21 protein-coding genes are annotated in these 24,611 nt (G+C 70.7%); 7 read left to right on the forward strand and 14 right to left on the reverse strand.

Annotated elements, in window-relative coordinates; genetic code table 11:
- Positions 1 to 88: 88 nt before the first annotated feature.
- A complete protein-coding gene (locus RV983_RS22190; RefSeq protein ID WP_475987490.1) occupies positions 89 to 973 on the reverse strand; it encodes an RNA polymerase sigma factor SigF in 885 nt (294 codons plus the stop codon).
- 208 nt (positions 974 to 1,181) lie between these two features.
- Between RV983_RS22190 and RV983_RS22195 the strand changes: the two genes are divergently transcribed.
- Positions 1,182 to 1,550 (forward strand): STAS domain-containing protein, encoded by a 369-nt coding sequence (locus RV983_RS22195; RefSeq protein WP_475987491.1) that lies wholly within the window; start codon positions 1,182 to 1,184, stop codon positions 1,548 to 1,550.
- A 140-nt stretch (positions 1,551 to 1,690) separates the two neighbouring features.
- Complete coding sequence (locus RV983_RS22200; RefSeq protein ID WP_475987492.1) at positions 1,691 to 2,179, forward strand: ATP-binding protein; 489 nt, start codon at positions 1,691 to 1,693, stop codon at positions 2,177 to 2,179.
- Between the two features lie 57 nt (positions 2,180 to 2,236).
- Here RV983_RS22200 and RV983_RS22205 read toward each other — a convergent pair whose 3' ends face one another.
- The 3 genes from RV983_RS22205 to RV983_RS22215 are packed head-to-tail and all read right to left on the reverse strand — an operon-like array spanning position 2,237 to position 5,134.
- The gene (locus RV983_RS22205; RefSeq protein WP_475987493.1) at positions 2,237 to 3,466 is read right to left on the reverse strand and encodes a dipeptidase; all 1,230 of its coding nucleotides are present in this window, start codon (positions 3,464 to 3,466) and stop codon (positions 2,237 to 2,239) included.
- Positions 3,467 to 3,470: 4 nt separating this feature from the next.
- Positions 3,471 to 3,998, reverse strand: coding sequence for a 5-(carboxyamino)imidazole ribonucleotide mutase (gene purE / locus RV983_RS22210; RefSeq protein ID WP_475987494.1), 528 nt, complete (start codon positions 3,996 to 3,998; stop codon positions 3,471 to 3,473).
- On the reverse strand, positions 3,995 to 5,134 hold the full coding sequence (locus RV983_RS22215) for a 5-(carboxyamino)imidazole ribonucleotide synthase (RefSeq protein ID WP_475987495.1): 1,140 nt from the start codon (positions 5,132 to 5,134) through the stop codon (positions 3,995 to 3,997). Before RV983_RS22215 ends, purE begins: the two co-directional genes overlap by 4 nt.
- A gap of 107 nt (positions 5,135 to 5,241) precedes the next feature.
- On the opposite strand from RV983_RS22215, the gene RV983_RS22220 reads away from it, so the two are divergent.
- Positions 5,242 to 5,793 carry a GtrA family protein gene (locus RV983_RS22220; protein ID WP_475987496.1) on the forward strand — a complete coding sequence of 184 codons (552 nt, stop codon included), beginning with the start codon at positions 5,242 to 5,244 and terminating at the stop codon, positions 5,791 to 5,793.
- Between the two features lie 15 nt (positions 5,794 to 5,808).
- Here RV983_RS22220 and RV983_RS22225 read toward each other — a convergent pair whose 3' ends face one another.
- Entirely contained in the window at positions 5,809 to 7,050 is a 1,242-nt protein-coding gene (locus RV983_RS22225; protein WP_475987497.1) for an ATP-binding protein, read from the reverse strand.
- A gap of 50 nt (positions 7,051 to 7,100) precedes the next feature.
- Positions 7,101 to 7,775 carry a response regulator transcription factor gene (locus RV983_RS22230; protein WP_389256499.1) on the reverse strand — a complete coding sequence of 225 codons (675 nt, stop codon included), beginning with the start codon at positions 7,773 to 7,775 and terminating at the stop codon, positions 7,101 to 7,103.
- Between the two features lie 343 nt (positions 7,776 to 8,118).
- Here RV983_RS22230 and RV983_RS22235 point away from each other — a divergent pair, with 343 nt between their 5' ends.
- Positions 8,119 to 9,618 (forward strand): peptide MFS transporter, encoded by a 1,500-nt coding sequence (locus tag RV983_RS22235; protein ID WP_475987498.1) that lies wholly within the window; start codon positions 8,119 to 8,121, stop codon positions 9,616 to 9,618.
- Positions 9,619 to 10,001: 383 nt separating this feature from the next.
- Here RV983_RS22235 and RV983_RS22240 read toward each other — a convergent pair whose 3' ends face one another.
- Positions 10,002 to 11,345: a UDP-glucose dehydrogenase family protein gene (locus RV983_RS22240; RefSeq protein ID WP_475987499.1), complete on the reverse strand. Its 1,344-nt coding sequence runs from the start codon at positions 11,343 to 11,345 to the stop codon at positions 10,002 to 10,004.
- Between the two features lie 212 nt (positions 11,346 to 11,557).
- On the opposite strand from RV983_RS22240, the gene RV983_RS22245 reads away from it, so the two are divergent.
- On the forward strand, positions 11,558 to 12,610 hold the full coding sequence (locus tag RV983_RS22245; RefSeq protein ID WP_475987500.1) for an LCP family protein: 1,053 nt from the start codon (positions 11,558 to 11,560) through the stop codon (positions 12,608 to 12,610).
- Positions 12,611 to 12,673: 63 nt separating this feature from the next.
- Here RV983_RS22245 and RV983_RS22250 read toward each other — a convergent pair whose 3' ends face one another.
- A complete protein-coding gene (locus RV983_RS22250) occupies positions 12,674 to 13,912 on the reverse strand; it encodes an LCP family protein (protein WP_475987501.1) in 1,239 nt (412 codons plus the stop codon).
- A 118-nt stretch (positions 13,913 to 14,030) separates the two neighbouring features.
- Complete coding sequence (locus RV983_RS22255) at positions 14,031 to 14,294, reverse strand: DUF1876 domain-containing protein (RefSeq protein ID WP_475987502.1); 264 nt, start codon at positions 14,292 to 14,294, stop codon at positions 14,031 to 14,033.
- A 136-nt stretch (positions 14,295 to 14,430) separates the two neighbouring features.
- Between RV983_RS22255 and RV983_RS22260 the strand changes: the two genes are divergently transcribed.
- Complete coding sequence (locus RV983_RS22260; RefSeq protein WP_475987503.1) at positions 14,431 to 14,973, forward strand: acyl-CoA thioesterase; 543 nt, start codon at positions 14,431 to 14,433, stop codon at positions 14,971 to 14,973.
- 6 nt (positions 14,974 to 14,979) lie between these two features.
- Here the strand turns inward: RV983_RS22260 and RV983_RS22265 are convergent, their stop codons facing one another.
- Complete coding sequence (locus RV983_RS22265; RefSeq protein WP_475987504.1) at positions 14,980 to 16,419, reverse strand: LCP family protein; 1,440 nt, start codon at positions 16,417 to 16,419, stop codon at positions 14,980 to 14,982.
- Positions 16,420 to 16,511: 92 nt separating this feature from the next.
- Here RV983_RS22265 and RV983_RS22270 point away from each other — a divergent pair, with 92 nt between their 5' ends.
- Complete coding sequence (locus RV983_RS22270) at positions 16,512 to 17,552, forward strand: glycosyltransferase family 2 protein (protein ID WP_475987505.1); 1,041 nt, start codon at positions 16,512 to 16,514, stop codon at positions 17,550 to 17,552.
- Positions 17,553 to 17,591: 39 nt separating this feature from the next.
- Here RV983_RS22270 and RV983_RS22275 read toward each other — a convergent pair whose 3' ends face one another.
- The 4 genes from RV983_RS22275 to RV983_RS22290 form a co-directional block, all read right to left on the reverse strand.
- Positions 17,592 to 19,454, reverse strand: a complete 1,863-nt coding sequence (locus RV983_RS22275; protein WP_475987506.1) for an LCP family protein — start codon at positions 19,452 to 19,454, stop codon at positions 17,592 to 17,594.
- A gap of 230 nt (positions 19,455 to 19,684) precedes the next feature.
- Complete coding sequence (locus tag RV983_RS22280) at positions 19,685 to 21,325, reverse strand: LCP family protein (protein WP_475987507.1); 1,641 nt, start codon at positions 21,323 to 21,325, stop codon at positions 19,685 to 19,687.
- Positions 21,326 to 21,418: 93 nt separating this feature from the next.
- On the reverse strand, positions 21,419 to 23,188 hold the full coding sequence (locus tag RV983_RS22285; protein ID WP_475987508.1) for an LCP family glycopolymer transferase: 1,770 nt from the start codon (positions 23,186 to 23,188) through the stop codon (positions 21,419 to 21,421).
- Between the two features lie 119 nt (positions 23,189 to 23,307).
- Positions 23,308 to 24,534 (reverse strand): LCP family protein, encoded by a 1,227-nt coding sequence (locus tag RV983_RS22290; protein ID WP_475987509.1) that lies wholly within the window; start codon positions 24,532 to 24,534, stop codon positions 23,308 to 23,310.
- Between the last annotated feature and the right edge of the window lie 77 nt (positions 24,535 to 24,611).

Genomic DNA, 24,611 nt, shown 5'->3' on the forward strand with positions numbered 1-24,611 from the left:
GCCCCGGCCCGCGGACACAAACGGCCCCCGCACCTGGTGAGAGGTGCCGGGGCCGTCCCTGAAGGGGAGGAGCGGAAGGTGCGGCGCGTCACTCCTCCACGAGCAGGCCGCGCCGGAGACGCCCGAGCGTGCGGGTCAGCAGGCGCGAGACGTGCATCTGCGAGATGCCCAGCTCCTGGCCGATCTCGGACTGCGTCATGTTGCCCACGAAGCGCAGCGACAGGATCTGCCGGTCGCGGTAGGGGAGCTCGGCGATCAGCGGCCTGAGGGACTCCACGTACTCGATGCCCTCCAGACCGTGGTCCTCGTACCCGATCCGGTCCGCGAGCGCGCCCTCCGAGTCGTCCTCCTCGGGCTGGGCGTCCAGCGAGCTCGCGGTGTACGCGTTGCTGGCGCTCATCCCCTCGACGACCTCGGTCTCGCTGATCTGGAGCCGCTCCGCGAGTTCCGCGACGGTCGGCGCCCGGTCCAGCTTCTGGGCCAGTTCGTCACCGGCCTTGGCCAGGTCCAGGCGCAGCTCCTGCAGTCGGCGCGGGACGCGCACGGACCAGGAGGTGTCGCGGAAGAACCGCTTGATCTCGCCGATGATCGTCGGCATCGCGAAGGTGGGGAACTCGACGCCGCGGCTCATCTCGAAGCGGTCGATGGCCTTGATCAGCCCGATCGTGCCGACCTGGACGATGTCCTCGACCGGCTCGCTGCGGGAGCGGAACCGGGAAGCCGCGAACTTCACCAGGGCGAGATTGAGCTCGACCAGGGTGTTGCGCACGTAGCTGTACTCATGCGTGCCCTCCTCCAGCGTCTCCAGCCGCTGGAAGAGCGTTTTGGACAGCGCCCGTGCGTCCACCGGCCCCACCTGGTCGTAAGGCGGGATCTCCGGCAGGTCCTCCAGGCCCTCCGGGGTCCCGTACTCCTGGTGAACCGTGGTCTCCGTTGTCGTCGACGCGTCGCGCGCTTCGAGCCGGAATGCCATGCTCTCCTCCCTCGGTGCGGTGACGGGGGCATGCGGAACCATAAATTCAGCCCACACTCCACGCCTACCCCGTTCGGCGCGGTTATTGCAACCCGGATCGGTCCGTTCTCCGCGCGGGCCGCCGCTCCCCGGGAGCGACTACCACCCAGGTCAGGAAAGCGCGTAGGGTGCGAGATGCGCATGGCCGATTCATCCGGGAGGAGTGCGCATGGACCGCGAAATGGTCGGTACGACCGGCCGGGACCGGCTGCGTGTCGCTGTGAGCCGGTCGGGCACGAGCGCGGTCGTCGCGCCCACAGGTGAGCTCGATCACCACACGGCCGATCTGCTGCGCGAGCCGCTGGACCAGCTCGTCGAGGACGGCTGCAGCACTTTCGTCGTGGACTGCACCGGTCTGGAGTTCTGCGACTCCACCGGACTGAACGTACTGCTCGGCGCGCGTCTGAAGGCCGAGGCGGCCGGCGGTTCCGTGCACCTCGCGGGGATGCGGCCGGCCGTGGCGAAGGTCTTCTCGATCACCGGTGCCGAGGCCGTGTTCACCGTGCACGACACGCTGGACGACGCGCTCAAGGAGTGATCCTCCGGCGGGCCCCGAGCGGGGGACGCGAGGCACGCCCTGATCGCCCCGCAATCCGGATGTGTTCCCCGGAGAGGGCCGGGCAGGAGAACCTCGGGATCACATCTGTCACTGGCGGACATCGGTGAGTGGAGGCGCTGATGAGCACCACGCGGCCCCCTGCGGCGGACGACCGCGACTCGGGCGGCGCGGACGCGCTGCCCACCGGACCGGGGGAGGCCCAGGTGCGCACACTCCATCTGTCGGGGGTGCCGGGTGCCGTACCCATGGCACGTGACTTCACCCGGCAGGCCCTGCACGACTGGGGCTGGCTCCCGGCCGACTCCGCCGATCGCAGAGCCGCGGCCGAGGACGTACTGCTGGTCGTCTCCGAACTGGTGACCAACGCCTGCCTGCACGCGGGCGGCCCCGAGGAGCTGCGGCTGCACCGGCAGCCCAAGTCGCTCCGTCTGGAGGTCGCCGACGGCGGCGTGGGCGACCCCGCGCCGCGGACCCCGCACCGCGCGGGGCGCCCGGGCGGGCACGGCATGTTCATCGTGCAGCGGCTGTGCCTGGACTGGGGCGTCCTGCGCACCATGGACGGACAGCCCGGCAAGACGGTCTGGGCCGAGGTCGCGGCCCCCGCGTAGCCGGCCCGCCTCCCGGCCGCGCTGGTGCGGGCTCCGCCCGCGCCGGTGGGCCGACGGTCAGCCCCCGGCCGCGCCGGTGTCCGGTCCGTCCAGTTCCTCGATCGAGGCGTTGGACGGACCCCGCTTGCCCCGCAGGTCCGCCGCCACCGATTCCGCGTCCCGCAGGACGCGTACCGCGTTGCGCCATGCCAGCTTCGCCAGGTCCTCGTCCGACCAGCCGCGGCGCAGCAGTTCGGCGGCGAGCCGGGGGTAGCAGGACACGTCTCCGAGGCCCTCCGGAAGGAAGGAGACCCCGTCGTAGTCGCCGCCGAGGCCGATGTGGTCGACGCCGGCGGCCTCGCGCATGTGGTCCAGGTGGTCGGCGACGGTGCCGATGGTCGCGACCGGCCGGGGGTGGGTGCCCTCGTAGGCCCGCTGGACCGCCAGCGCCTCGGGCGTCTGGTCCAGCGGGTGCAGGCCGTGCGCCGTCATCTCGGCGTTGGCGCCGACGATCCACTCGGCCGCGGCGGGCAGGATGAACTGCGGTACGAAGGTCGCCATGGCGACCCCGCCGTTGACCGGCAGGCGCTCCAGGACGTCGTCGGGGATGTTGCGGACGTGGTCGCAGACCGCCCGCGCGGAGGAGTGCGAGAACAGCACCGGCGCCTGCGACACCCGCAGCGCCGCGCGCATCGTGTCGGGCGAGACGTGCGAGAGGTCGACGAGCATGCCGAGGCGGTTCATCTCACGGACGACCTCCTCGCCGAAGGGGGTCAGGCCGCCGTGCCGGGGCGCGTCGGTGGCCGAGTCCGCCCAGTCGATGGTGTCGTTGTGGGTGAGCGTCATGTAGCGCACCCCCAGTGCGTACAACGTGCGCAGCACACCGAGGGAGTTGGCGATGGAGTGCCCGCCCTCGGCGCCCATCAGCGAGGCGATGCGGCCCTCGGCGCGGGCGGACTCCATGTCGTCGGCGGTGAAAGCGGCCCGCAGGTCGCCGGGGTACCGCTCGACCAGGCGCCGTACGCAGTCGATCTGCTCCAGCACAGCGGCGACGGCGTCCCCGCCGGCGAGGCTGCTGCGCACGTACACCGACCAGAACTGCGCACCGACCCGCCCGGCCCGCAGCCGGGGGAGGTCGGTGTGCAGGTGCGCCGACTGGTCGGCGGCGATGTCCCGCCGGTCGAGGTCGTAGCGCACCTGCTCGCGCAGCCGCCAGGGGAGGTCGTTGTGCCCGTCCACGACGGGATGGGCGGTGAGCACCTCCCGCGCCCGGGCGATCAGTTCGTCCTCGGCGCCCATGTGGCTCATATGACTACTTCCCTCCGAAACCGAAGCCGGCCGACCCCTCCACCTTGGCACGCAGGCGCTTGCCCTTGTCGGTCGCCTGCTGGTTCAGCTCCTCCTGGAAATGCCGCATCCGCTCCAGGAGTTCGCCGTCGTGCGCGGCGAGCATCCGCACCGCGAGCAGGCCCGCGTTGCGCGCGCCGGCCACCGAGACCGTGGCGACCGGCACGCCCGCCGGCATCTGCACGATGGACAGCAGCGAGTCCATGCCGTCCAGGTACTTCAGCGGAACCGGCACGCCGATCACCGGCAGCGGCGTCACGGAAGCCAGCATGCCCGGCAGATGGGCGGCGCCACCGGCGCCCGCGATGATCGCCTTGAGGCCGCGCTCGGCGGCCTGCTCGCCGTACGCGACCATCTCGCGCGGCATGCGGTGCGCGGAGACCACATCGACCTCGTACCGCACCTCGAACTCGTCCAGCGCCTGGGCGGCGGCCTCCATGACCGGCCAGTCGGAGTCCGAACCCATCACGATGCCGATCAGGGGGCTGCTCATTCGGTGATCGTCCCTCGCAGGTAGTCGGCGGCGTGCCGGGCGCGCTCGCGCACGTCGGCCAGGTCGGCGCCATAGGTGTTGACGTGGCCGACCTTGCGGCCGGGCTTCACGTCCTTGCCGTACATGTGGATCTTCAGCTGCGGGTCCCGGGCCATGCAGTGCAGATAGCCCTGGTACATGTCGGGGTAGTCGCCGCCGAGGACGTTGGCCATCACCGTCCACGGCTGCCGCGGGCGCGGGTCGCCGAGCGGCAGGTCCAGCACCGCCCGCAGGTGGTTGGCGAACTGCGAGGTCACAGCGCCGTCCTGGGTCCAGTGGCCGCTGTTGTGCGGGCGCATGGCCAGCTCGTTGACGAGGATCCGGCCGTCCCGGGTCTCGAACAGCTCGACGGCCAGGTGACCGACGACGCCCAGCTCCTTGGCGATGGTCAGTGCCAGTTGCTGAGCCTGTGCCGACAGCGCCTCAGGGAGGCCGGGGGCGGGCGCGATCACGGTGTCGCACACACCGCCGACCTGGATCGACTCCACCACCGGGTAGGCGACCGCCTGCCCGTGCGGGGACCGCACGACGTTGGCCGCCAGCTCCCGCGCGAAGTCGACCTTCTCCTCCGCGAGCACCGGCACGCCGGCCCGGAACGGTTCTGCGGCGCCCGCCTCGTCGCGGACCACCCACACGCCCTTGCCGTCGTAGCCGCCGCGCACGGTCTTGAGCACCACCGGGTAACCGGAGCCCTCACCGGCGAAGCGCGTCACGTCCGCCGGGTCGGCCACGATGCGGTGCCGCGGGCAGGGGACGCCGAGGGAGTCCAGCTTCGCCCGCATCACGCCCTTGTCCTGGGCGTGCACCAGGGCGTCCGGCCCCGGGCGTACGGCGATGCCGTCGGCCTCCAGGACCCGCAGGTGCTCGGTGGGCACGTGCTCGTGGTCGAAGGTGATCACGTCGCAGCCCGCCGCGAACGCGCGCAGCGTCCCGAGGTCGCGGTAGTCACCCACCACGACCTCCCCGGCGACCAGCGCCGCGGAATCCACGGGGGTGTCGCTGAGGAGCTTGAATCTGATGCCGAGGGGGATACCCGCCTCGTGGGTCATACGGGCGAGCTGGCCGCCGCCGATCATGCCGACTACCGGGAATGTCACAGTCACCAGGATATCTGGGTACGAATGACGCCCCGACCCCTGTCCTACCGGACCCCCGGCTAGCATGAAGGCACTCTGACCGAAGACAGACGGGACCGGGCGATCACATGGGCGAAGTGACGGGGCACAACGCTCGGCCGGCGGTGCTCAGCGACCGCCTGAGGGGGATAGCTCGCGAGGTCGCCAAGTTCGGCGCGGTCGGCGGTGCGGGCGTGCTGGTCAACATCGGCGTCTTCAACCTCGTCCGGCACCTCACGGACCTCCAGGTGGTGCGCGCCAGCGTCATCGCGACCGTCGTGGCCATCGTCTTCAACTACGTCGGCTTCCGCTACTTCACCTACCGCGACCGCGACAAGGGCGGCCGCACCCGTGAGCTGGGGCTCTTCCTGCTCTTCAGCGCGATCGGCCTGGTGATCGAGAACGGTCTGCTCTACATGGCGACGTACGGCTTCGGCTGGGACAGCCCGCTGCAGAGCAACGTCTTCAAGTTCATCGGCATCGGGGTCGCCACCCTCTTCCGCTTCTGGTCCTACCGCAGCTGGGTCTTCAAGGCCCTGCCGAGCCACGGGGCCGTGCGGCAGGCAGAATCGTTCCTGGTCGGCGCCGAAGGCGAAGCCGCGAGCGACGTCCCCGGCGCCCCCGTGGGCCGCGCCGGCTAGCCGCCGCGGCGAACGTCACACCCGCGGTTCCTGCCGGGCCAGGAACAGCGCGAAGACCGGCGGGCGCTGCTGGAGCAGTTCCAGACGGCCGCCGTCCGCCTCGGCCAGGTCCCGCGCCACCGCGAGGCCGATGCCCGTGGAGTTGCGCCCGCTGACCGTGCGCTCGAAGACCCGGGCCCCCAGTTCCGGCGGCACGCCCTGGCCCTCGTCCGTCACCTCCACCACCACCTGGTTGCCGGTGACGCGGGTGGAGATGGCGACCGTGCCCGCGCCGTGCATCAGCCCGTTCTCCAGCAAGGTGGCCAGCACCTGTGCGACCGCGCCCGGCGTGCCCACCGCGCGCATCCGGTCGGAACCGGTGGTGATGCCCCGCCCCGCGCTGCGGTAGGCCGGGCGCCACTCCTCCACCTGCTGCTTGATCACGTCGTCGATGTCGAAGACCACCGCGGAACCGGTCCGCGGGTCCCGCGCGTTGGTGAGCAGCCGCTGCACGACGTCGGTCAGCCGCTCGACCTGGCCGAGCGCGATCGTCGCCTCCTCCTTGACCGTCTCCTGGTCGTCGGCGGTGGCGATGATCTCCTCCAGCCGCATCGACAGCGCGGTCAGCGGGGTACGCAGCTGGTGCGAGGCGTCCGCGGCCAGCCGCCGTTCGGCGGTCAGCATGCGGGCGATCCGCTCGGCGCTGCGGTCCAGCACGTCGGCGACGCGGTCCAGCTCCGGCACTCCGTAGCGGCGGTGCCGGGGCCGCGGGTCGCCCGAGCCGAGCCGTTCCGCGGTCTCGGCCAGATCGGTCAGCGGGCTGCCCAGCCGCCTCGCCTGCCGCACGGCCAGCACCACGGCGGCCAGCACCGCCAGCAGCGCCACCGCGAGGATGATCAGCAGCGTGCGGCCGATCTCCTGGCTGACCTTGCTGCGCGACTCCTGGACGACGACGGTCTCGCCGTGCTCGCCCTTCTGCTGCGAGGAGATCACCTTGCCGGTCGGCCGCGTGCCGATGGCGATCGGGGTCTCACCCGGGATCGTGACCAGCGCGTAGCGGTCGGGAGTGATCTGCTGGGACAGCACCTGGCGGCTGATCCGCTCGTCGCCGATGATCCGGCTCTCGACGATGCCGATCAGCCGCACCGCTTCCGAGTCCACGCTCTCCCTGGCGCTGTTCTCGATCGTCCGGGTCTCCACGATCACCAGGGAGACGCCGAAGACGGCGATGACGACGAGCACCACGGCGAGCGTGGACTGGATGAGACGGCGGCGCATGGTTGAAGCGTCTCAGCTTTCCGGGGCGGACAGGTCCGCGGACCCCGGGTTCAGTTCTTCTCGAACCGGAACCCGACGCCGCGGACGGTGGAGATGTAGCGCGGGGCGGCCGCGTCGTCGCCGAGCTTCTTGCGCAGCCACGAGATGTGCATGTCGAGCGTCTTGGTGGAGGACCACCACGTGGTGTCCCAGACCTCACGCATCAGCTGCTCACGGGTGACCACCCGCCCGGCGTCCCGCACCAGCACGCGCAGGAGGTCGAACTCCTTCGCCGTGAGCTGCAGCTCCTCGTCGCCCATCCAGGCGCGGTGCGACTCGACGTCGATCCGCACCCCCTGGGTCGAGGGATGCTGCGCCTCGGTCGTGCCACGCCGCAGCAGGGCCCGCACGCGGGCCAGTAGCTCGGCCAGCCGGAAGGGCTTGGTCACATAGTCGTCGGCGCCGGCGTCGAGGCCGACCACCGTGTCCACCTCGTCGGCGCGGGCGGTCAGCACCAGCACCGGGAATCCATGGCCCTCGGTGCGCAGCCTCCTGCACACCTCGAGCCCGTCCATTCCGGGCAGCCCCAGGTCGAGCACCAACAGATCGAAGGAGCCGAGCAGGGCGGCTTCGAGCGCCGCCGGTCCGTCTTCACGCACCTCGACCTCGTACCCTTCGCGGCGCAACGCGCGTGCGAGCGGTTCCGAGATGGATGCGTCGTCCTCGGCGAGCAGTACGCGGGTCATGCGCTGATGGTAGTCCGCCCGGAGAAACCGCACGCCGGGCGGGCCGCACGTGCTGTGAGGAGCGTCTCAAGTCGCCCCATATAACACATGTGAAGCTGCCATAAAGTAACGAAAAGCCCGTAATGGTTCCCCCTGGGACCTTTGGCGTTCATGTGATGTCGAGGGGCCTTCTGTTACGGGGCTGGTCCCCACACCAGCATCAGTCATTGATCTGCCGGCCGGGGCCGCCGCCTGTGAAGGCGGTGGCCGTGGATCCCGGCACGCGTTCGCGCGCGCCGGTGCCGGTCCCCCCACCCGGGCGCGCTCCGTTCGCGCGGCGCGCCCCGAGCAGCAAGGAAACCCCATGGCGTCCAGCCTGACTGAGGGCCTCGCCGCCCGGAAGCACGGATCCGGCGGCAGTCTCCTCGGCCACCCTCGAGGTCTGGCCACACTTTTCCTGACCGAGATGTGGGAGCGTTTCAGCTACTACGGCATGAGGGCGTTGCTCGTCCTCTACCTGACGGCCTCGGTCGCGAACGGCGGGCTCGGCATGAAGGCCGCCACCGCCGGCGCCATCTACAGCGTCTACACCGCCACCGTGTACCTGCTGGCCATGCCGGGCGGCTGGTTCGCCGACCGCCTGTGGGGCCCGCGCCGCACGGTCGCCATCGGCGGCACGATCATCATGATCGGCCACTTCCTGCTGGCGGTGCCGGTCACTGCCTCGTTCTTCGTCGGCCTGGTCTTCATCGCCGTGGGCTCCGGCCTGCTGAAGTCCAACATCTCCACGATGGTGGGCCAGCTCTACCCGGACCGGAACGACCCGCGCCGCGACGGCGGCTTCACGATCTTCTACATCGGCATCAACCTCGGTGCCTTCCTCGCGCCGCTGATCATCGGCACCGTCGGCCAGAAGGTCGACTGGCACCTGGGCTTCGCCCTCGCCGGCGTCGGCATGGGCTTCGGCCTGGCCCAGTTCCTCCTGGGCACCAAGCGCCTCGCGCCGGTCTCCAGCGTGGTCCCCACGCCCCTGGACGCAGCCGAGCGCGCCGGCCTGATGAAGAAGGCGCTGCTGTGGCTGGCCGCGGCGGTCGTCTGCTACGGCGTGATCACCTTCACCGGCCACTTCACGATCAACTGGGTGCTGTGGCCGCTCTCGCTACTGGGCCTGGTCCTGCCGGCGTACTACTTCACGCGCATCCGCCGCGACCAGGAACTCACCTCGGACGAGAAGACCAAGGTGACCGGCTACATCTGGTTCTTCGTGGTCGCCGCCGTGTTCTGGATGATCTACGACCAGTCCGGCTCGACCCTGACGGTCTTCGCCTCGGAGCACACCGCCTCGAAGCTGTGGGGCTTCCACTTCCCCGAGAGCTGGTTCCAGTCACTCAACCCGCTCTTCGTGATGGCCCTGGCCCCGGTCTTCGCCCTGCTGTGGGTGACGCTGCGCCGGAAGAACCCCAGCACGACCGTGAAGTTCGCGCTCGGCCTCGTCGGCATCGGCGTGTCCTTCATCGTGATGATGCTGGCGCAGGCCGCGGCCTCGGGCGACGTCAAGGTCACACCGCTGTGGCTGGCCGTGGTCTACCTCATCCAGACCACCGCCGAGCTGTGCCTGTCCCCGGTGGGGCTGTCGGTCACCACCAAGCTGGCCCCGGTCAAGTACGCCAGCCAGATGATGGGCCTGTGGTTCCTCGCCGTGACGGCGGGCGACTGCGTGGCGGCCATCCTCCAACTGGTCATCGGCAACGCGTTCCTGTCGGAGACGTCCTTCGCGATCCAGGGCGGTGTGGCGCTGGCGGCCGGTGTCGCCTTCGTCCTGTACCGCAAGCGGGTCATCTCCCTCATGGGCGACGTCCACTAGCCGCTGCGCCGGCTGCCTGGGTGTCGCGCCTGATCCCCGGTGGGTGGCGGTGAGCGGCACCGTGCAGAGGCCGCTTGTGGGCGCCGCGCCAACGACCGCCTCCGGCACGACCGCCCCTTACCCCCCTCCGGGGATCAGGCGCATGACGAGACCCGAGGGGGCGGGGGTGCAGGGGTGGGTGTTCTGGACACTGGAGCATATTTGGGTGCACCACCCCAGTGCGCAGATCAGGGACCTGAGGCACCGAAATGTGCTGTCCAGAATGGCCGGCCCCGGAGGCCCCGAACCCGGCACCCACCAGAACGGGCGCCGGGGCGCCCAGACTTCACATGGCGCACGGGAGGGCGGGCGGGGAAAACAACCCGGTACAGCGAAGCGCAGCGCTACGCGTTGGGGCGTCCCATCGCCCGGAACGTCCACCCCGTGTCCCTCCACGCCGCCGCGTCCAGCGCGTTGCGCCCGTCGATGATGTGCCGCTGCCCCGCCACGGCCCCCAGGGCCTCCGTGTCGAGCTCGCGGAACTCCTGCCACTCGGTCAGGTGCAGCACGACCTGGGCGCCGCGTACGGCCTCCAGGGCGCCGGACGCGTAGCCGAGGGTCGGGAAGAGGCGGCGGGCGTTGTCCATCGCCTTGGGGTCGTAGACGGTGACCTGGCCGCCCTGGAGGTGGATCTGGCCGGCGACGTTGAGCGCGGGGGAGTCCCGCACGTCGTCCGAGTCCGGCTTGAAGGCCGCGCCGAGCACCGCCACGCGCTTGCCGAGGAAGCCGCCGCTGCCGCAGGCCTCGCGGGCCAGCTCGACCATGTGGGCCCGGCGCCGCATGTTGATGGAGTCGACCTCGCGCAGGAAGGTCAGCGCCTGGTCGGCGCCCAGTTCGCCGGCGCGGGCCATGAAGGCCCGGATGTCCTTGGGCAGGCAGCCGCCGCCGAAGCCGATGCCGGCGCGGAGGAACTTCTTGCCGATCCGCTCGTCGTGGCCGATGGCCTCGGCGAGCTTCATCACGTCGCCGCCCGCGGCCTCGCTGACCTCGGCCATGGCGTTGATGAACGAGATCTTGGTGGCGAGGAAGGCGTTCGCCGCCGTCTTCACCAGCTCGGCGGTCGGGTAGTCCGCGACGACGAACGGGGTGCCCTCGGAGACCGGGGTCGCGTAGATCTCGCGCAGCAGCTTCTCGGCGTGGTCGGAGGCGACGCCGACCACGATCCGGTCGGGGTGCAGGGTGTCCTCGACGGCGAAGCCCTCGCGCAGGAATTCCGGGTTCCACGCGAGTTCCGCCTGCCGGCCCACCGGGGCGAGCTCGGCCAGCCGCTCGGCCAGCCGCGCCGCGCTGCCGACCGGCACCGTCGACTTGCCGACGACCAGGGCGGGACGGGTCAGGTGCGGGGCGAGCAGGTCGAAGGCGGACTCGACGTGGCTCATGTCGCAGGCGTACTCGCCGTGCTTCTGCGGGGTGTTGACGCAGACGAAGTGGACGTCGCCGAAGGCGGCGACCTCCTCCCAGGAAGTGGTGAAGCGCAGCCGGCCGCTCGCGCCGGGCAGGCCCGCGACATGGCGGCCCAGCAGTTCCTCCAGGCCCGGCTCGTACATGGGGACCCGGCCCGCCGACAGGGTCTCGATCTTGGCGGGGTCGATGTCCAGCCCCAGTACCTCGAAGCCCAGCTCCGCCATCGCGGCGGCGTGCGTGGCGCCCAGATAGCCGGTGCCGATCACGGTGAGCTTGAGGGCCATGGAGGCTCCCTCCCTGGTGGTGGCCGGTCTGTGCTGCCGAGCATAACGGCGGGGGATGACGTCCTCCCGTCCGCCCGGTGCGTCACGGTTGGCCGGTCCGTGGTGTCCGTGTGACGGGACGGGCGCCGTGGGCATGGCCATGGACGGCCTTCCCGCGCCACAATGCCCCCTACGCACGCGTGGGGAGCGGGTGCACAGTGTGGGGGTGGGGCGTGACGACGACGGATCCGGTCGGTCACAAGGACACGACTGTTGAGGAAACGCCGGGGGACGAGGCCGCGCGTTCGCGCAAGCGGCGCCGGCGCACCCGCAGAGTCCTGCTGGGGGCGCTGACGCTGCTGACGGCGGCCGTGCTCGCGGTGGCGGGGACGCTGTGGTGGGCGGTGGACCACTACACCGGCAAGGTGAGCCGTATCCCGAACGCCTTTCCCACCAATGTGCCCGAGAGTGAGCAGCCGGCCCCCGCCAAGGGCGGCGAAACGTTCCTCCTGGTCGGGGTGGACGCCCGCTCCGACCTGCCGACCACCGGCGAGAACGCGCAGGCGCCGGAGTGGAAGCGCGGCGCCCAGCGCAGCGACACGATGATGCTGGTCCACCTGCCCGCCGACCACCGGCACGCCTATGTGGTCTCGCTGCCCCGCGACAGCTGGGTCACCGTCCCCGGCAACGGCAAGGCCAAGCTCAACGCCGCCTTCTCCTGGGGCGGTCCGCCGCTGCTCATCGACACCGTGCAGCGGCTGACCGACGTCAAGGTCGACCACCTCGCCGTCATCGACTGGAGCGGCTTTCGCACCCTGACCGACGCGATCGGCGGCGTCGACCTCGCGGGCCGGCACATGAACGGCGACCAGGCCCTGACCTATGTCCGCGAGCGCTACCACCTGCCCCGCGGCGATCTGGACCGCACCCACCGCCAGCAGGCCTTCCTGCGCGCGGTGATCGCCAAGACGCTCACCCCGTCCACGATGAGCAGCCCGCTCAAGGCCAAGCACCTGCTGGACCAGGTCACCGGGGTGGTCAGTGTCGACGACCGGCTCTCCGACGGCGACCTGCGCGACCTGATGTGGAAGATGCGCGACGTCCGGGCGTCCGACATGGTCTTCATGAACGCGCCCGTGGGCGGGCTCGACATGATCAAGGGGCAGTCGGTCGTCCTGCTCGACGAGAGCGGCAGCTCCCAGCTCTGGGAGGCCCTGCGCAACGACACGATGGCCGACTACGTGGCGGACCACTCCCTGGACCGGCTCGGCGCCAGCACCCCGTGAGGGCCGGGAGGCGTGAAGGCCCGGAAGCGCCCGCCTCCCGGCCCTCACGACGTCCTGCGCGGCTCACGAGTCGGGGGTGACGGTGACCTTCTCGTCGTTCTTCAGCTCGGAGATCAGCTGCTTCACCTTCGGCATGTCCCACTTGAGGGAGCTGCCCGCGCTGGTGTTGATCGAGCCGGCGGTCGGCATGTTCATCGACAGCCCGTCACCGCCGGAGACGCCCTTCATCGCCCAGAACATCGAGACCAGGTTCCACAGGCTCATGTCCTTGTCGACGACCAGGGTGTCCAGGCCCGAGCCCATGACCGGGTAGAGCTTGAACGGGTTGAGCACCGTGCCCGGCGTCGCGGTCTGGGACGCGAGGGCGGCCAGGAACTTCTGCTGGTTCTTGGTCCGGCCGAGGTCGCCCTCCGCCTCCTGGTAGCGCTGGCGGACGAAGGCGAGCGCCTCGTCGCCGGTGAGGGTCTGGTCGCCCTTCTTGATGTGCAGACCGGAGTTCTTGTCGTCGATGTTGCGCGGGATGTTCATCTCGACACCGCCGACCGCGTCCACGATGTTCGCGAAGCCGGCGAAGCCGATCTCCGCGTAGTGGTCGATGTGCAGGCCGGTGTTGTACTCGATGGTCCGCACCAGCAGCGTCGGGCCGTCGATCGAGTAGGCGGCGTTCAGCTTGTTCTGGCCGGGGGACTTGAACGTCTTGCCCGACTCCGAGCCCTTGAAGTCAGGGATCGTGACGTAGGAGTCACGGGGGAGCGAGATCAGCGAGTTCCCGTTGTCGCCGACGTGCAGGATCATCATGGAGTCCGTGCGCTTGCCCGCGGCGGAGCCGGTGTGCAGCTGCTTCTTCTGGTCGCCGGACAGGCCCTCGCGGCTGTCGGACCCCACGATCAGGTAGTTGGTGCCCTTGCCGGTCTCGGGACGGTCGATCACCGTGCCGAGGTCGACCTCGCGGCGCACCTTGCCGTCGGCCCATATGTAGGTGCCGATGGACCAGGCGAGCACGACGACCACCAGCGCCAGCAGGGTCACCTTGACCCGGCGTGCCCGGCTGCCCGGACGGGGCGGCCGCCCGGTGGTCGTGGGCGGCCCGTAGGAGCCTCCGTCGCCGCCGTTCCCGTACCCACCGCCACCACCGTGGCCGGGCGCGGGGACGGGGCTGCCGTACCCCTGCTGGCGCGGGACGCTGCCGGGGCCCGCCGCCGCGCGGCGCGGGGAGAGCTCGGGGGGCAGCGGGGGCTCGGGTGTCTGCTGCTGCCGCTGGTTCCTGTTGTTGTCGGACCAGCCGTCGGGCCATGCGTTCATGTACGGCAGTGTGCCCGTTCGGCGGGCCGAGCAGGAGATCGGTTCCGCTTCTGCAGCAGAGCTGATGCAAAGGTCACAGGACTGCCGCTTCGCCGTGACCCAATGCGCCCGAACCGCCTCATCCCGTGAGGTGGGTGGGCAGGTCGGTGCGCCTCTCGATCATCCCGGCCGCCTGCTCCAGCAGTTCGTGCGCCAGGTTCGAGCAGGCCCGGGACGCGGCCACGTCCTCGCCGATGCGCAGATCCGGTTCGTCGCCGGGATTGCGCCGCGAGTACCCGTGCCCCACGACTCCCGGGGCGCCGTCGCCGGCCAGTGACGCGGTGCAGGCGGTGCGGTTGCCGTCCTCCTCCAGGGTCAGCTTGATCGTCCAGGTCTTGTCCATGGCGCTCACCTCAAGGACACGCTCGGATGGCCGGTTTCGATGAGAAATTCCCCCTTTGCCAGCATCCGCCCGCCCCCGGTCCCGGGCAAGGTGTGCCGGACGGAGAGCGCCGCGGGCCACTGCTTAGGGTGGAGCCATGTTCGAAGAGCCTCCCCCGCACCCCATCGCCGCCAAGCCGACCTCCGCCTCGCGGATCGCGCTGGCGCACATCATGACCCAGAACGACACGAACCTCCTGGGCACCGTGCACGGCGGTGTGGTCATGAAGCTGGTGGACGACGCGGCGGGGGCCGTCGCGGGCCGCCACTCCGAGGGCCCGGCGGTGACCGGCGCGATGGACGAGATGGCGTTCCTGGAGCCGGTGCGGGTCGGCGACCTGCTCAAGGTGCAGGCGCAGGTGAACTGGACCGGCCGGTCCTCCATGGAGGTCGGCGTGCGGGTGGTCGCCGAACGCTGGAACGAGTCCGGGCCGGGCACCCAGGTGGCCAGCGCCTATCTGGTCTTCGTCGCCGTCGACGCCGAGGGCAAGCCGCGCTCGGTGCCGCAGCTGCTCCTGGAGACCGATCGCGACCGCCGCCGCAACCAGGAGGCCCAGATCCGGCGGACGCACCGGCTGGCCCGCCGCCGGGCGATCATGGAGCTGCGCCGGAAGCGGGTCGCCGAGGGTCTGGACGGCTGACCGCGGTCAGCCGCACAGCATGCGGTCGCCCCGGACCGGCTTGATGTCCACCGGCTGCGGCTGGGGCTGCGGCGCCGGGGCGGGCTCCCCGGCCCGTACCGGCGTGACGCCGCGGTAGTCGGCGCCCACGATCACCCGCAGCACCGGCCCGAGCCCGGGCACGGCCTGCAGGTCCGCGTACGGCAGCGCGGTGCCGAGGACGGCCGCGGAGCGGTCCCACCCGGGGTCGTAGTGGATCACCGTGTACTCCGCGTCGTGCCGCGTGGTGTTGCCCGGCATCCCCGTGGTCCGGAAGCCGGTGCCCCGCAGGTCCTTGTCGGCGCGGGCGCCGAGGCCCGTCACGGCGGTGCCGTTGTCGACCTGGACGTGGACCGAGCCCGGCGGCACGTCCACCTGCTCGGGACGGCGGGTGGGCGTGGGCGTCCCGCTCGCGGGGGCGGTGGCCGGGCCGACCAGCGGCCGGTCCTCGCGGAGGGCGCCGAAGAGCCGCTGGGCGCCCTTTGCGGACCAGCGCACGGTCATGCCGACCCCCTGGACCCGGAAGGGCGTCGGCTCCACCGGTACCGTCGCGAACTCCAGCGATCCCACCCCGAAGCCGCCGCGCAACCCGGTGGCCAGCGAGATCAGGTCGTCCGGTGTGGTCTGCCGGTCGGTGCGCACCGAGCCGAGCGCGGCCCCGGCGACCTGGCGGAGTTTGACCGGGTTGCTCAGCAGCCCGGTCTCGCTCACCCGGCGCACCAGGGCCGCCAGGAAGCGCTGCTGGCGTCCCATGCGGGTCAGGTCCATGGCGTCCTGCCCGTACCCGGAGCGGACGTACTGGAGCGCGGCGCCGCCGTTCATGCGGACGGTGCCCGCGGGCAGGGTGAGCCCCGTCCAGCGGTCGCTCAGCGGGTGCGCGGTGCACACGTCGACTCCGCCGACGAGGTCGACCGCCTTCATGAAGCGCCCGAAGTCGATCTCGGCGTAGTGGTCGACCGGCAGCCCGGTCAGCTTCTCGACGGCGCTGACGGTCAGCGCGGGCCCGCCGTCCCCGTACGCCCACTTCAGTTTGCCGGGGCGGGGAAGCTCGGCGTAGGAGTCCCGCGGCAGGCCGACCACGCTGATCCGGCGGCCGTCGCGCGAGACGTGCGCGAGCATCATCGTGTCCGCGCAGTCGCAGGGCTGGCCGCCCAGGTGCCAGCGGGTGCGCTGGGCGGCGGTGAGGCCGCGGCGGAGGTCGGTGCCGACGATCAGGAAGTTGGTCCCCCTGGTGGATCCGGCGCGGTCCCTCGGTCCTCCGAGGGCGTCCACGTGCGCGAGACGGCTGTCCATGTGCGCGACGACGGCGTGCCCGATCCCGCTGGCGGTCACGATGGCCAGCGAGACCGCGCCGAGGAGGCGCATCCTGCGGCGCACCGGGGGCCGGCGGGCGGCGGGCGTCGGCGGGCGGCGGCGAGCGGCGGTCATGAAGGCACGTTAAGCAGTCATACCGTCCTACGGTATGAGCCTCGCCCGGACCTGCGTACCGCTGTCATCCGTTCGCGGTAACGTGTGCGGCTGTGAACGCTGCGACCCCCCACCTGCCGCCCGCCGTTTCCGTGATCATGCCCGTGCTCGACGAGGAGCGCCATCTGCGCGCGTCCGTCCGGCACATCCTGGAGCAGGACTACGCGGGTGAGCTGGAGGTCGTCATCGCCCTCGGGCCCTCCAGGGACCGCACCGACGAGATCGCCGCCGAGCTGGTGCGCGAGGACCCCCGGGTGCACACCGTGCCCAACCCCACGGGCCGCACGCCCGCGGCTCTGAACGCCGCCATCAAGGCCTCCCGGCACCCCGTCGTGGTCCGCGTCGACGGCCACGGCATGCTCTCCCCGGACTACATCAAGACCGCGGTGCGGCTGCTGGACGAGACGGGCGCGGCCAACGTCGGCGGCATCATGCACGCCGAGGGCGAGAACGACTGGGAGCGCGCCGTCGCCGCCGCCATGACCTCGAAGATCGGCGTCGGCAACGCGGCCTTCCACACCGGCGGCCAGGCGGCCCCCGCCGACACCGTCTACCTGGGCGTCTTCCGCCGAGAGGTGCTGGAGCAGCAGGGCGGCTACAACGAGGAGTTCATCCGCGCCCAGGACTGGGAGCTGAACTACCGCATCCGCGAGGCCGGCGGCCTGATCTGGTTCTCGCCCGAGCTGCGGGTCTCCTACCGGCCCAGGCCGAGCGTGCGGGCGCTGGCCAAGCAGTACAAGGACTACGGCCGGTGGCGCCGCGTCGTCACCCGCTACCACCAGGGGTCGGTCAATCTGCGCTACCTGGCCGCCCCCGGCGCCGTCCTGGCGATCGCGGCGGGTGTCGTCGTCGGCGCGGCCGTCACCCCGCTGGGCTTCGTGGTCCCCGGTGGCTATCTGGCCGCCATCGCGCTGGGCTCACTGCCGGCCGGCAAGGGGCTGTCCGTCCCGGCGCGGGCGCAGATCCCGGTGGCGCTGGCCACGATGCACATGGCGTGGGGCTTCGGCTTCCTCACCAGCCCGCGCTCGCTCGCCCGGCGGGTCATCGCCAGCCGCCGTCCCGCGGTGCGGGCGACAACCGACGCCGACGCGTAGCGCCGGCGGCCGGGCCCCGCGGGGCCCGGCCCGTGCGTGCTACCAGATGTAGTACGGGTTGACCTTCATGCACGCCGACTTGTCGGAGGCGTTGAGCGCGTTCGCGCTGTCCAACACTTCCTTGGTGTCGGACGAGCTCTGCTTCGGGTAGCTCGTGCCGGTCGTCCAGTCGGCGCCGACCACCAGCGTGATCCCCGAGGCCGCGTCGGACTTCTTCACCGCGCTCGTCGGCAGGCCCAGCGACTTCGCGACCGCCAGGGCGTTCGCCTTCTGGTCGTCGGACGGGTACGTGACCGTCGAGCCGGACTGCGACTGGGGTGTGCTCTCGGCCTCCGTCTGCGTGTAGCCGAGCGCGATGAGCCGGTCGGAGATCGCCTTGGCCCGCCCGGGGACGGCGGCCTGGGAGGCCGTTCCGGTGCCGTTCTCGACGGTGACGGCGATGTCCGCCTTGGCGTCGGCCTTGGCGGCCGGGGCCGTCGTCGCCGGCTTCTTCTTCCGGCTCGCCTTGCCGTCGACCGCCTGGTCGTTGCGGAGCAGCGTGAAGAGCTTGGTCGCCGCGGAGGTCGGCACGACGTGGGCGTTCGGGTCCTGCGGGTCGGCACCCCACGGCATGGTGGTCATGGTGATCCGGCCGGTGGGGACGCTCTTGAGGTCCATGCCGAGGTCGTAGAGCTTCGTGACCTTGCCGAGGCCGGTGTCGACCGTCAGCGCCTTCGTGGCGCTCTCCGCGAGGCCCGTCAGCGCCCCGGGGTCGGTGAGCTTGGTGCCGCCCTTCAGCTGGCGCACCATCGCGTTCATGTACATGTGCTGGGCGTGGGTACGGCCGATGTCGCTGCCGTCCTCGAAGCCGTGCCGGGTGCGCAGCCACTGGAGCGCCTGCTGGCCCTTGATGACGTGGTCGCCCGCGGTGAGCTTCAGTCCGGACTTCTTGTCCCAGACGTTGCTCTTCACGCAGACCGGGACGCCGCCGACCGCGTCGGCCATCGACACCACGCCGGCGAAGTCGATCATCATGAAATGGTCGATGGATATGCCGGTCAGGTTCTCCCAGGTGGCGACGGTGCAGCCCGGCCCGCCGTGCTGGAGGCTGGCGTTGATCGTCTCCGAGCTGGTCTCGGGGTAGACCGTGCCGTCGTCGGGGTCCGTGCACTTGGGGATGGTGACCCGGGTGTCGCGCGGGACGCTGACCACGGTCATGTTGCTGCGGTCGGCCGAGACGTGCAGCAGCATCTGGACGTCGGCCAGCGGCTTGCGGGTCGCGTCGGCCTTGGCGCCGCCGAGCTTCTGGTTCTCCTTGGAGGCCCGGCTGTCCGAGCCCAGCAGCAGGATGTTGAGCGGGGTCTGTCCTGCCGCGTTCGCCTTGCTCTTGTCGACCTTGCTGTCGCCGAGGTTGAGAGCGTCCTTGCGGATGTTCGCGTTCAGGTGCTCGTAGTAGGCATAGGCGGCGCCGGCCGACCCGACTATCGCGAGCGATGTGACGATCGCCACCCAGCGCAGAGCGCGTCGTTTGCCCTTTTTGCGACGGCGGTTGCCGCGCCGCCCCGGACCGTCGGGGCCCCCGGCGTCGTCGCCACCGCCGCTCGGCCCGCCGCTCTGCGGGTCGGTGGAGGCGGAGGTGTCGTCGTACTCGTCCGCGGGTGCGTACGGGTCGGGCGCGTACGCCTCGTTGTCGAAGGCCGAGGGCTGGTACGCCGCGGTGTCGTAGGGGGCGTACTGCTGCCCCTGCGGAGGTCCCTGCGGCGGTCCCTGCGGATGTGGCTGCGGCTGGTAGCCGTCGCCGTACGAGGGTTGCTGCGGAACGTACGGCGCCCCGTCACCGCCCCTGTACGGAGCGTTGCCCCACCCGGGTTCATGAGGTTCGCGAGGGGCGTTGAGCCCCCCAGGGGCGCTGCCGTGGCGCATTCAGGCCTCCCAAGGCGCGCTGGACACTCCCGGTCGACCGCGGCGCCGAGGCGCCGCGCATCGTGGGTGATTCTCAGCTGCGCGACTGTCAAAGCCCTGTGGGGTCCGACAGAGATGCTCGCGGATGGTTGGAGGTCACGATACATAACGACGACAAGTGTCCAGGCCTCGGCTTCTTATCGGTCATGTAAAACGATTGCCCCCTATCTCAAAAAGGGGGGTGTTTCCTACTACCACCGATACGGCGCATACACCGGCATGCACGTTGATTTGTCCGAGCCGTTGAGGGCACCGGCGCTCTCGGGGAGCTTCGCGTCGGGGTCGGCGCCACCCGTGTAAACGGTCCCCTCGCGCCAGTCCGCACCGACCACGAGTGTGACGGAGGCAACGTGTGAGGACTCCTTCACCATGCCGGCCGGCAGCTTGAGGGCCTTCGCCACGGCGAGTGCGTCCGACCGCGCCTGGGCCCCCTGGGCGGCGGGGTAGTCGATCGCGGTGGTGGCCGACGGCCGCGCCTCCTCCGCCTTCACGGCACCCGTGAAGCCATGGCCGGCCAGGAGGCCCGCCACGACACCCGCGCGGCCGTTGACGGGGGTGCCCGTGCTGTCGCCGGCGGTGCCGTTGACCACGGACACCGGGATGTCGGCGGCCGGCCGCGCGGGAGGTCCCGACTCGGCGGGCTTCTTCGCCTTCTTCCCGCCGTTGTCGTCGAACGCCACGTCGTTCACGAGCTTCGCCCACACCTTGGGCGCGTCCGCCGCGTCCGGGATGTAGTGCTGGTCGTTCTCCGGGTCCGTGGCCGGCGGCATGGTGAGCATCGTGATCCGCTTCGACGGGACGCTCTTGAGTTCCATGCCGAGGTCGTACAGCTTCTTGGGGGTGCCGATCTCCTCGGAGACCTGGAGCGCCTTGGTCGCCGCCTCGGCGAGGTTCCGCAGCCGGCCGCTGTCGGTGAAGACGTTCTGCGAGCGCAGCTCCCGCACCATCGAGTTCATGTACATGTGCTGGGCCTCGGCCCGGCCGAGGTCGCTCTCGAAGGCGTGCCGGGTGCGCAGCCACTGCAGGGCGGTCTTCCCGGCGATCTTCTGCCGGCCCGCCTTGAGCTTCAGGCCGGAGCCGCCGGGCTGGTCCGGGGTGGGGTGGTCCCACACGTTCTGCCGCACGCACACCTCGACACCCCCGACGGCGTCGGCCATCTTCACCACACCCGCGAAGTCGATCATCATCCAGTGGTCGATGTAGACCTTGGTGAGGTTCTGGACGGTGGCCAGGGTGCAGCCGGGACCGCCGTGCGTGAGGCTCTCGTTGATGATCGCGTGCGTGGTGGCGGGGAACTTCTCGCCCGTCTTGGGATCGGTGCACTCCGGGATCGGCACCCGGGTGTCGCGCGGGATGCTCACCACTGACATGTTGCTGCGGTCGGCGGAGACGTGCACGAGCATGATCACGTCGGCGCGCGGCTTGTCCCCGCGGGTGTACTTGGCGCCGCCCAGCTTCAGGTTGGCGTCCGTGTTGCGGCTGTCGGAGCCCAGCAGAAGGATGTTGAGCGCGTTCGTGGGCGCCTTGTGCACGTTGCTGGCGCCACTGCTGCGCTTGCCCTTGCGGATGTTGTGGCTCAAGTGTTGGTAGTACGCGTAACCGGCCCCCGCCGTACCGAGTATCAGCAGGGCCAGGACGATCGCTGTCCAGCGCAGCGCACGCCGCCCGCGCCGCCGGGGGGTCCCCGCCGCGTGCTGCACACGGCCGTCGTCCGGTGCCGCGGGCGTCCCACCCGCCGCGGGCGCCGTGCGCGATGTGTCCGCCTCACGCTTCGGACGTGTCTCGTACAGGCTGTCGTCCCACCCGAGATCGCGTACGCCACGGTCGGTCATGTCTGGTCCCCACCCCTGAAACCCCGTTGATTTATCCGTAGATGTGTTCTCGCTGTGTTCTGCGCGAGCCGGCATCGCTGCCCGGCTGTTCGACTACTTGGCGCAGACGCTCTCGTCGTCCGCCTCGACCTTCTGGATTCCCTCGGGCGCCTTCGTGGGCGCGGTGATCGGCGTCCCCGCGGCGGTGAAGTCCTTGCCGAGGGTGAGCGTCATGTTGGCGCGCGGTGCCGCGTTCTCGGTGCCCTGCGTGAGCGCGGAGGCGGGCAGCCCCATCATGTCGGCCAGCCGCCGTGCCTGGTCGGCCTGGTTGGGGGCGTACTCCAGCGTCGTCTTCTTCGCTTCCGCGGGCGCGTTGCCGCCGTTGGTGGAACGGGTGACGCCCTGCGCGTTCTGGAGCCAGTTGACGGTGTCCTGGGCCGCGCCGAAGATCCCGCTGCCGTTGAAGACCTCGACCCGCACATTGATCGCGTCGGCCTTCGGGCCCTTGAGCTTGCCCTCGGCCGCGTCCTTCGCCTTCTTCTTCACCTCGGTGAGCGAGATGTCCTGGCGCACCATGGTGAACAGTTGCGGCGCCCTGGTCTTGTCCAGGACGACGGTCGTGTGCACCTTCTCGGCGGGGTTGTCTATGACCGGGACGGTGGCGAAGGTGATGTTCTTGGTGTTCACCCGGCTCAGGTCCTTGGCCAGGTCGGCGAGCTTCGGCACGCTGCCGATGCCGGTGTCCACGGTGAGCGCCTTGGTCGCGGTGTTCGCCAGCTTCAGCAGCTTCGTCGGACTGCTCAGCGTGTCGCCCGACTTCATCTCCCGCACCATCGAGCCCAGGAACTGCTGCTGGAGCTGGATACGGCTCAGGTCGCCGCCGAAGCCGACGCTGTGCCGGGTCCTGACGAACGCCAGCGCCTGCTCGCCCTGCACCTTGTGCCTGCCCTTGGGCAGCTTGAGATGCGAGTCCGGGTCGTCGATGTCCTTGGCCAGACAGACCTCGACACCGCCCACCGCCGTGGACAGGTCCTTGACGGCGTCGAAGTTGGCCATCATGAAGTGGTCCGGCGTGATCCCGGTCAGCGCCTGGACCGTGCGCATCGTGCAGCCGGGGTCGCGCCCGTACTGCCCCAGGCTGGTGTTGAAGCGGACCCCCTCCTCGCCCGGGATGAGCTTCGTGGAGCCGTTCGCCTGCTTCGTCGGGCAGTCCGGGATGTCGGTGATGATGTCGCGCGGAATGCTCAAGGCGGTCGCGTTGGAGCGGTCCTTGGAGACATGGAAGAGGATCGTGGTGTCCGCGTGGCCGACGTTCGCCGCGTCGCCGTACTTGCCCTTCAGGCCCTGCCGGCTGTCGGTGCCGATCACGAGGATGTTGACCGGGCCGTCGGTAGTGGCGCTGCTGGAGCCGATGCCGGTGTCCACCGTGTTGATGTTGCCGTTGAGCTGCTGGTACAGCGCGTAGACACCGATGCTCGCGACCACGACGACGAAGCCGAGCGCGCCGGCCGTCCAGAGCAGGGCCTTCTTCCGGCCCGACTTGCGCGACTGCGCCTTGCGCCGGCCGGCGCGGGTCGCCGCGCGGCCCCCGGCGCTCTCCGGGCCGGCGCCCCGCCGCCCGCCCTGCCCCGCGCGCTGTCCCTGGCGGCGCGGCCCGGGTGGCTGCGCCTGGCCGCCCTGGCCTGGCCGCCCCTTGGTCTGCCCCTGCTGACGGTTCGGACTCTGCTGGGGGTCGCGCTGCGGCGCCCGGCGGCCGCCCTGGGAGGGAACGGCGCGGTCCGTCGGCGTTCCCGGGTCCAGCCGCAGCTGGTAGCTGCCCGTCTCGGGATCGAACACCCACTGGTCCGCCGGGTCGACGTGCTGCCTACGGCCTTGCGTGTCCACGGTCGATCGAGTCCTCCGTCTCGGCCGCTGCGTCAGGCCGGATCGCCCACACTAACCCCACAGTTCAGCGTCCAGGAGCGCAGCTGACAAATTTCGGTCCCTACAACTGGACAAACTGTTCAATCCCCACTGCCACCGCAGACATCGCGGTCCGCGGTCGTGCCGCGATAGGAAGGGGCGTTCGTCGCGGTCCCCGTCGCAGAGGGAGATGCGGACGCGGTGGATGCGGTTTTGCCGGGGGTTTGGCTGTCGCCCGGGCCGGAGCTCGAACCGTTCTCCTGCACCGCCACGGTGCCGTCCTCGCGCAGCGTGGTGAAGAGCTTCTCGGCCTCGGGTTGCACGAGTTCGTCGCGGTTCGGGTCCTGGACGTAGGGCTGGCGCGGCACGGTCAGGAAGCGCACCTGCCCCGCGGGCGTCCGGCGCAGGGTCTGGGTGAGGTCGTACAGCTCGCGCAGCGAGTCCAGCCCGGGGTCGGCGGTCAGTGAGGACGTCGCCGCGTCCAGCAGCGGATAGAGCTTGGCGGGATTGAGCAGCACGCCCGTGCTGTCGATCTCCTTCACCAGCGAGGCCAGGAACTCCTGCTGCCGGTCGATGCGCTGGGTGTCGCTGCCGTCGCCGATGCCGTGCCGCGCGCGGACATAGCCGAGAGCGTCCTCGCCGTGCAGCACGTGGCGGCCGGCCTTCAGATCCAGGTGCGCGTCCCGGTCGTGCACATCGTGCGGGACGCAGACCTCGACGCCGCCGACCGCGTCGACCATCTTCTTGAACCCGCTGAAGTCCACGACGAGATGGTGGTCGACCCTGACCCCGGTCAGCTTCTCGACGGTACGGATGGTGCACGCCGCCCCGCCGAACTCGAAAGCCCAGTTGAACTGGGCGAACTGGGCCTCGGACATGCTGCCGTCGGGTCGCCGGCAGGAGGGGATGTGCACCATCAGGTCGCGCGGCAGGCTGACCGCCGTCGCGGTCTTCCGGTCGGCGGCCAGGTGCAGCAGTATCGCGGTGTCCGAGCGCTGGGTGCCGGTGTCCTGTCCGTACTTGCCGTTGCCGTCGCCCCGGTTGTCGGAGCCGAGCAGCAGGATGTTCTCGGCGGAGGTCGCCTGTGGCAGCGTGCTGGGCCGCTCGGACTGGACACGCAGCAGCTCACGCGAGGTGTCGGTGTCCGTGTGGATGTTCCCGTCCAGCTGCCGGTACAGATGCCAGGCGAGGCCCGCGCCCGACAGCAGGGCCAGCGCGATGACGCCGGCCAGGACGCGCGCCCACCGGCGGCGGCGCTGCTGGGGCGGCGGCGGCACCGCGCCGGTAGAGGTGTCCTTCGACTCCGGCGAATCGGCTGGCGTGGTCACGTGCAGTCCCGTCCTTCGGATGCTGTTGCTTTCTTCTCACCCGTACAGACAGTTGAATTCCGCACTCGGTTGTGTCG

Source organism: Streptomyces sp. RLA123 (assembly GCF_056270165.1).

Coding starts and splice junctions, on each gene's coding strand:
- RV983_RS22260 (WP_475987503.1), top strand. CDS start 14,431: ATGTTCGAAGAGCCTCCCCCGCACCCCATCGCCGCCAAGCCGACCTCC.
- RV983_RS22195 (WP_475987491.1), top strand. CDS start 1,182: ATGGACCGCGAAATGGTCGGTACGACCGGCCGGGACCGGCTGCGTGTC.
- purE (WP_475987494.1), bottom strand. CDS start 3,998: ATGAGCAGCCCCCTGATCGGCATCGTGATGGGTTCGGACTCCGACTGG.
- RV983_RS22230 (WP_389256499.1), bottom strand. CDS start 7,775: ATGACCCGCGTACTGCTCGCCGAGGACGACGCATCCATCTCGGAACCG.
- RV983_RS22250 (WP_475987501.1), bottom strand. CDS start 13,912: ATGAACGCATGGCCCGACGGCTGGTCCGACAACAACAGGAACCAGCGG.
- RV983_RS22235 (WP_475987498.1), top strand. CDS start 8,119: ATGGCGTCCAGCCTGACTGAGGGCCTCGCCGCCCGGAAGCACGGATCC.
- RV983_RS22255 (WP_475987502.1), bottom strand. CDS start 14,294: ATGGACAAGACCTGGACGATCAAGCTGACCCTGGAGGAGGACGGCAAC.
- RV983_RS22205 (WP_475987493.1), bottom strand. CDS start 3,466: ATGAGCCACATGGGCGCCGAGGACGAACTGATCGCCCGGGCGCGGGAG.
- RV983_RS22280 (WP_475987507.1), bottom strand. CDS start 21,325: ATGACCGACCGTGGCGTACGCGATCTCGGGTGGGACGACAGCCTGTAC.
- RV983_RS22220 (WP_475987496.1), top strand. CDS start 5,242: ATGGGCGAAGTGACGGGGCACAACGCTCGGCCGGCGGTGCTCAGCGAC.
- RV983_RS22240 (WP_475987499.1), bottom strand. CDS start 11,345: ATGGCCCTCAAGCTCACCGTGATCGGCACCGGCTATCTGGGCGCCACG.
- RV983_RS22200 (WP_475987492.1), top strand. CDS start 1,691: ATGAGCACCACGCGGCCCCCTGCGGCGGACGACCGCGACTCGGGCGGC.
- RV983_RS22190 (WP_475987490.1), bottom strand. CDS start 973: ATGGCATTCCGGCTCGAAGCGCGCGACGCGTCGACGACAACGGAGACC.
- RV983_RS22275 (WP_475987506.1), bottom strand. CDS start 19,454: ATGCGCCACGGCAGCGCCCCTGGGGGGCTCAACGCCCCTCGCGAACCT.
- RV983_RS22265 (WP_475987504.1), bottom strand. CDS start 16,419: ATGACCGCCGCTCGCCGCCGCCCGCCGACGCCCGCCGCCCGCCGGCCC.
- RV983_RS22225 (WP_475987497.1), bottom strand. CDS start 7,050: ATGCGCCGCCGTCTCATCCAGTCCACGCTCGCCGTGGTGCTCGTCGTC.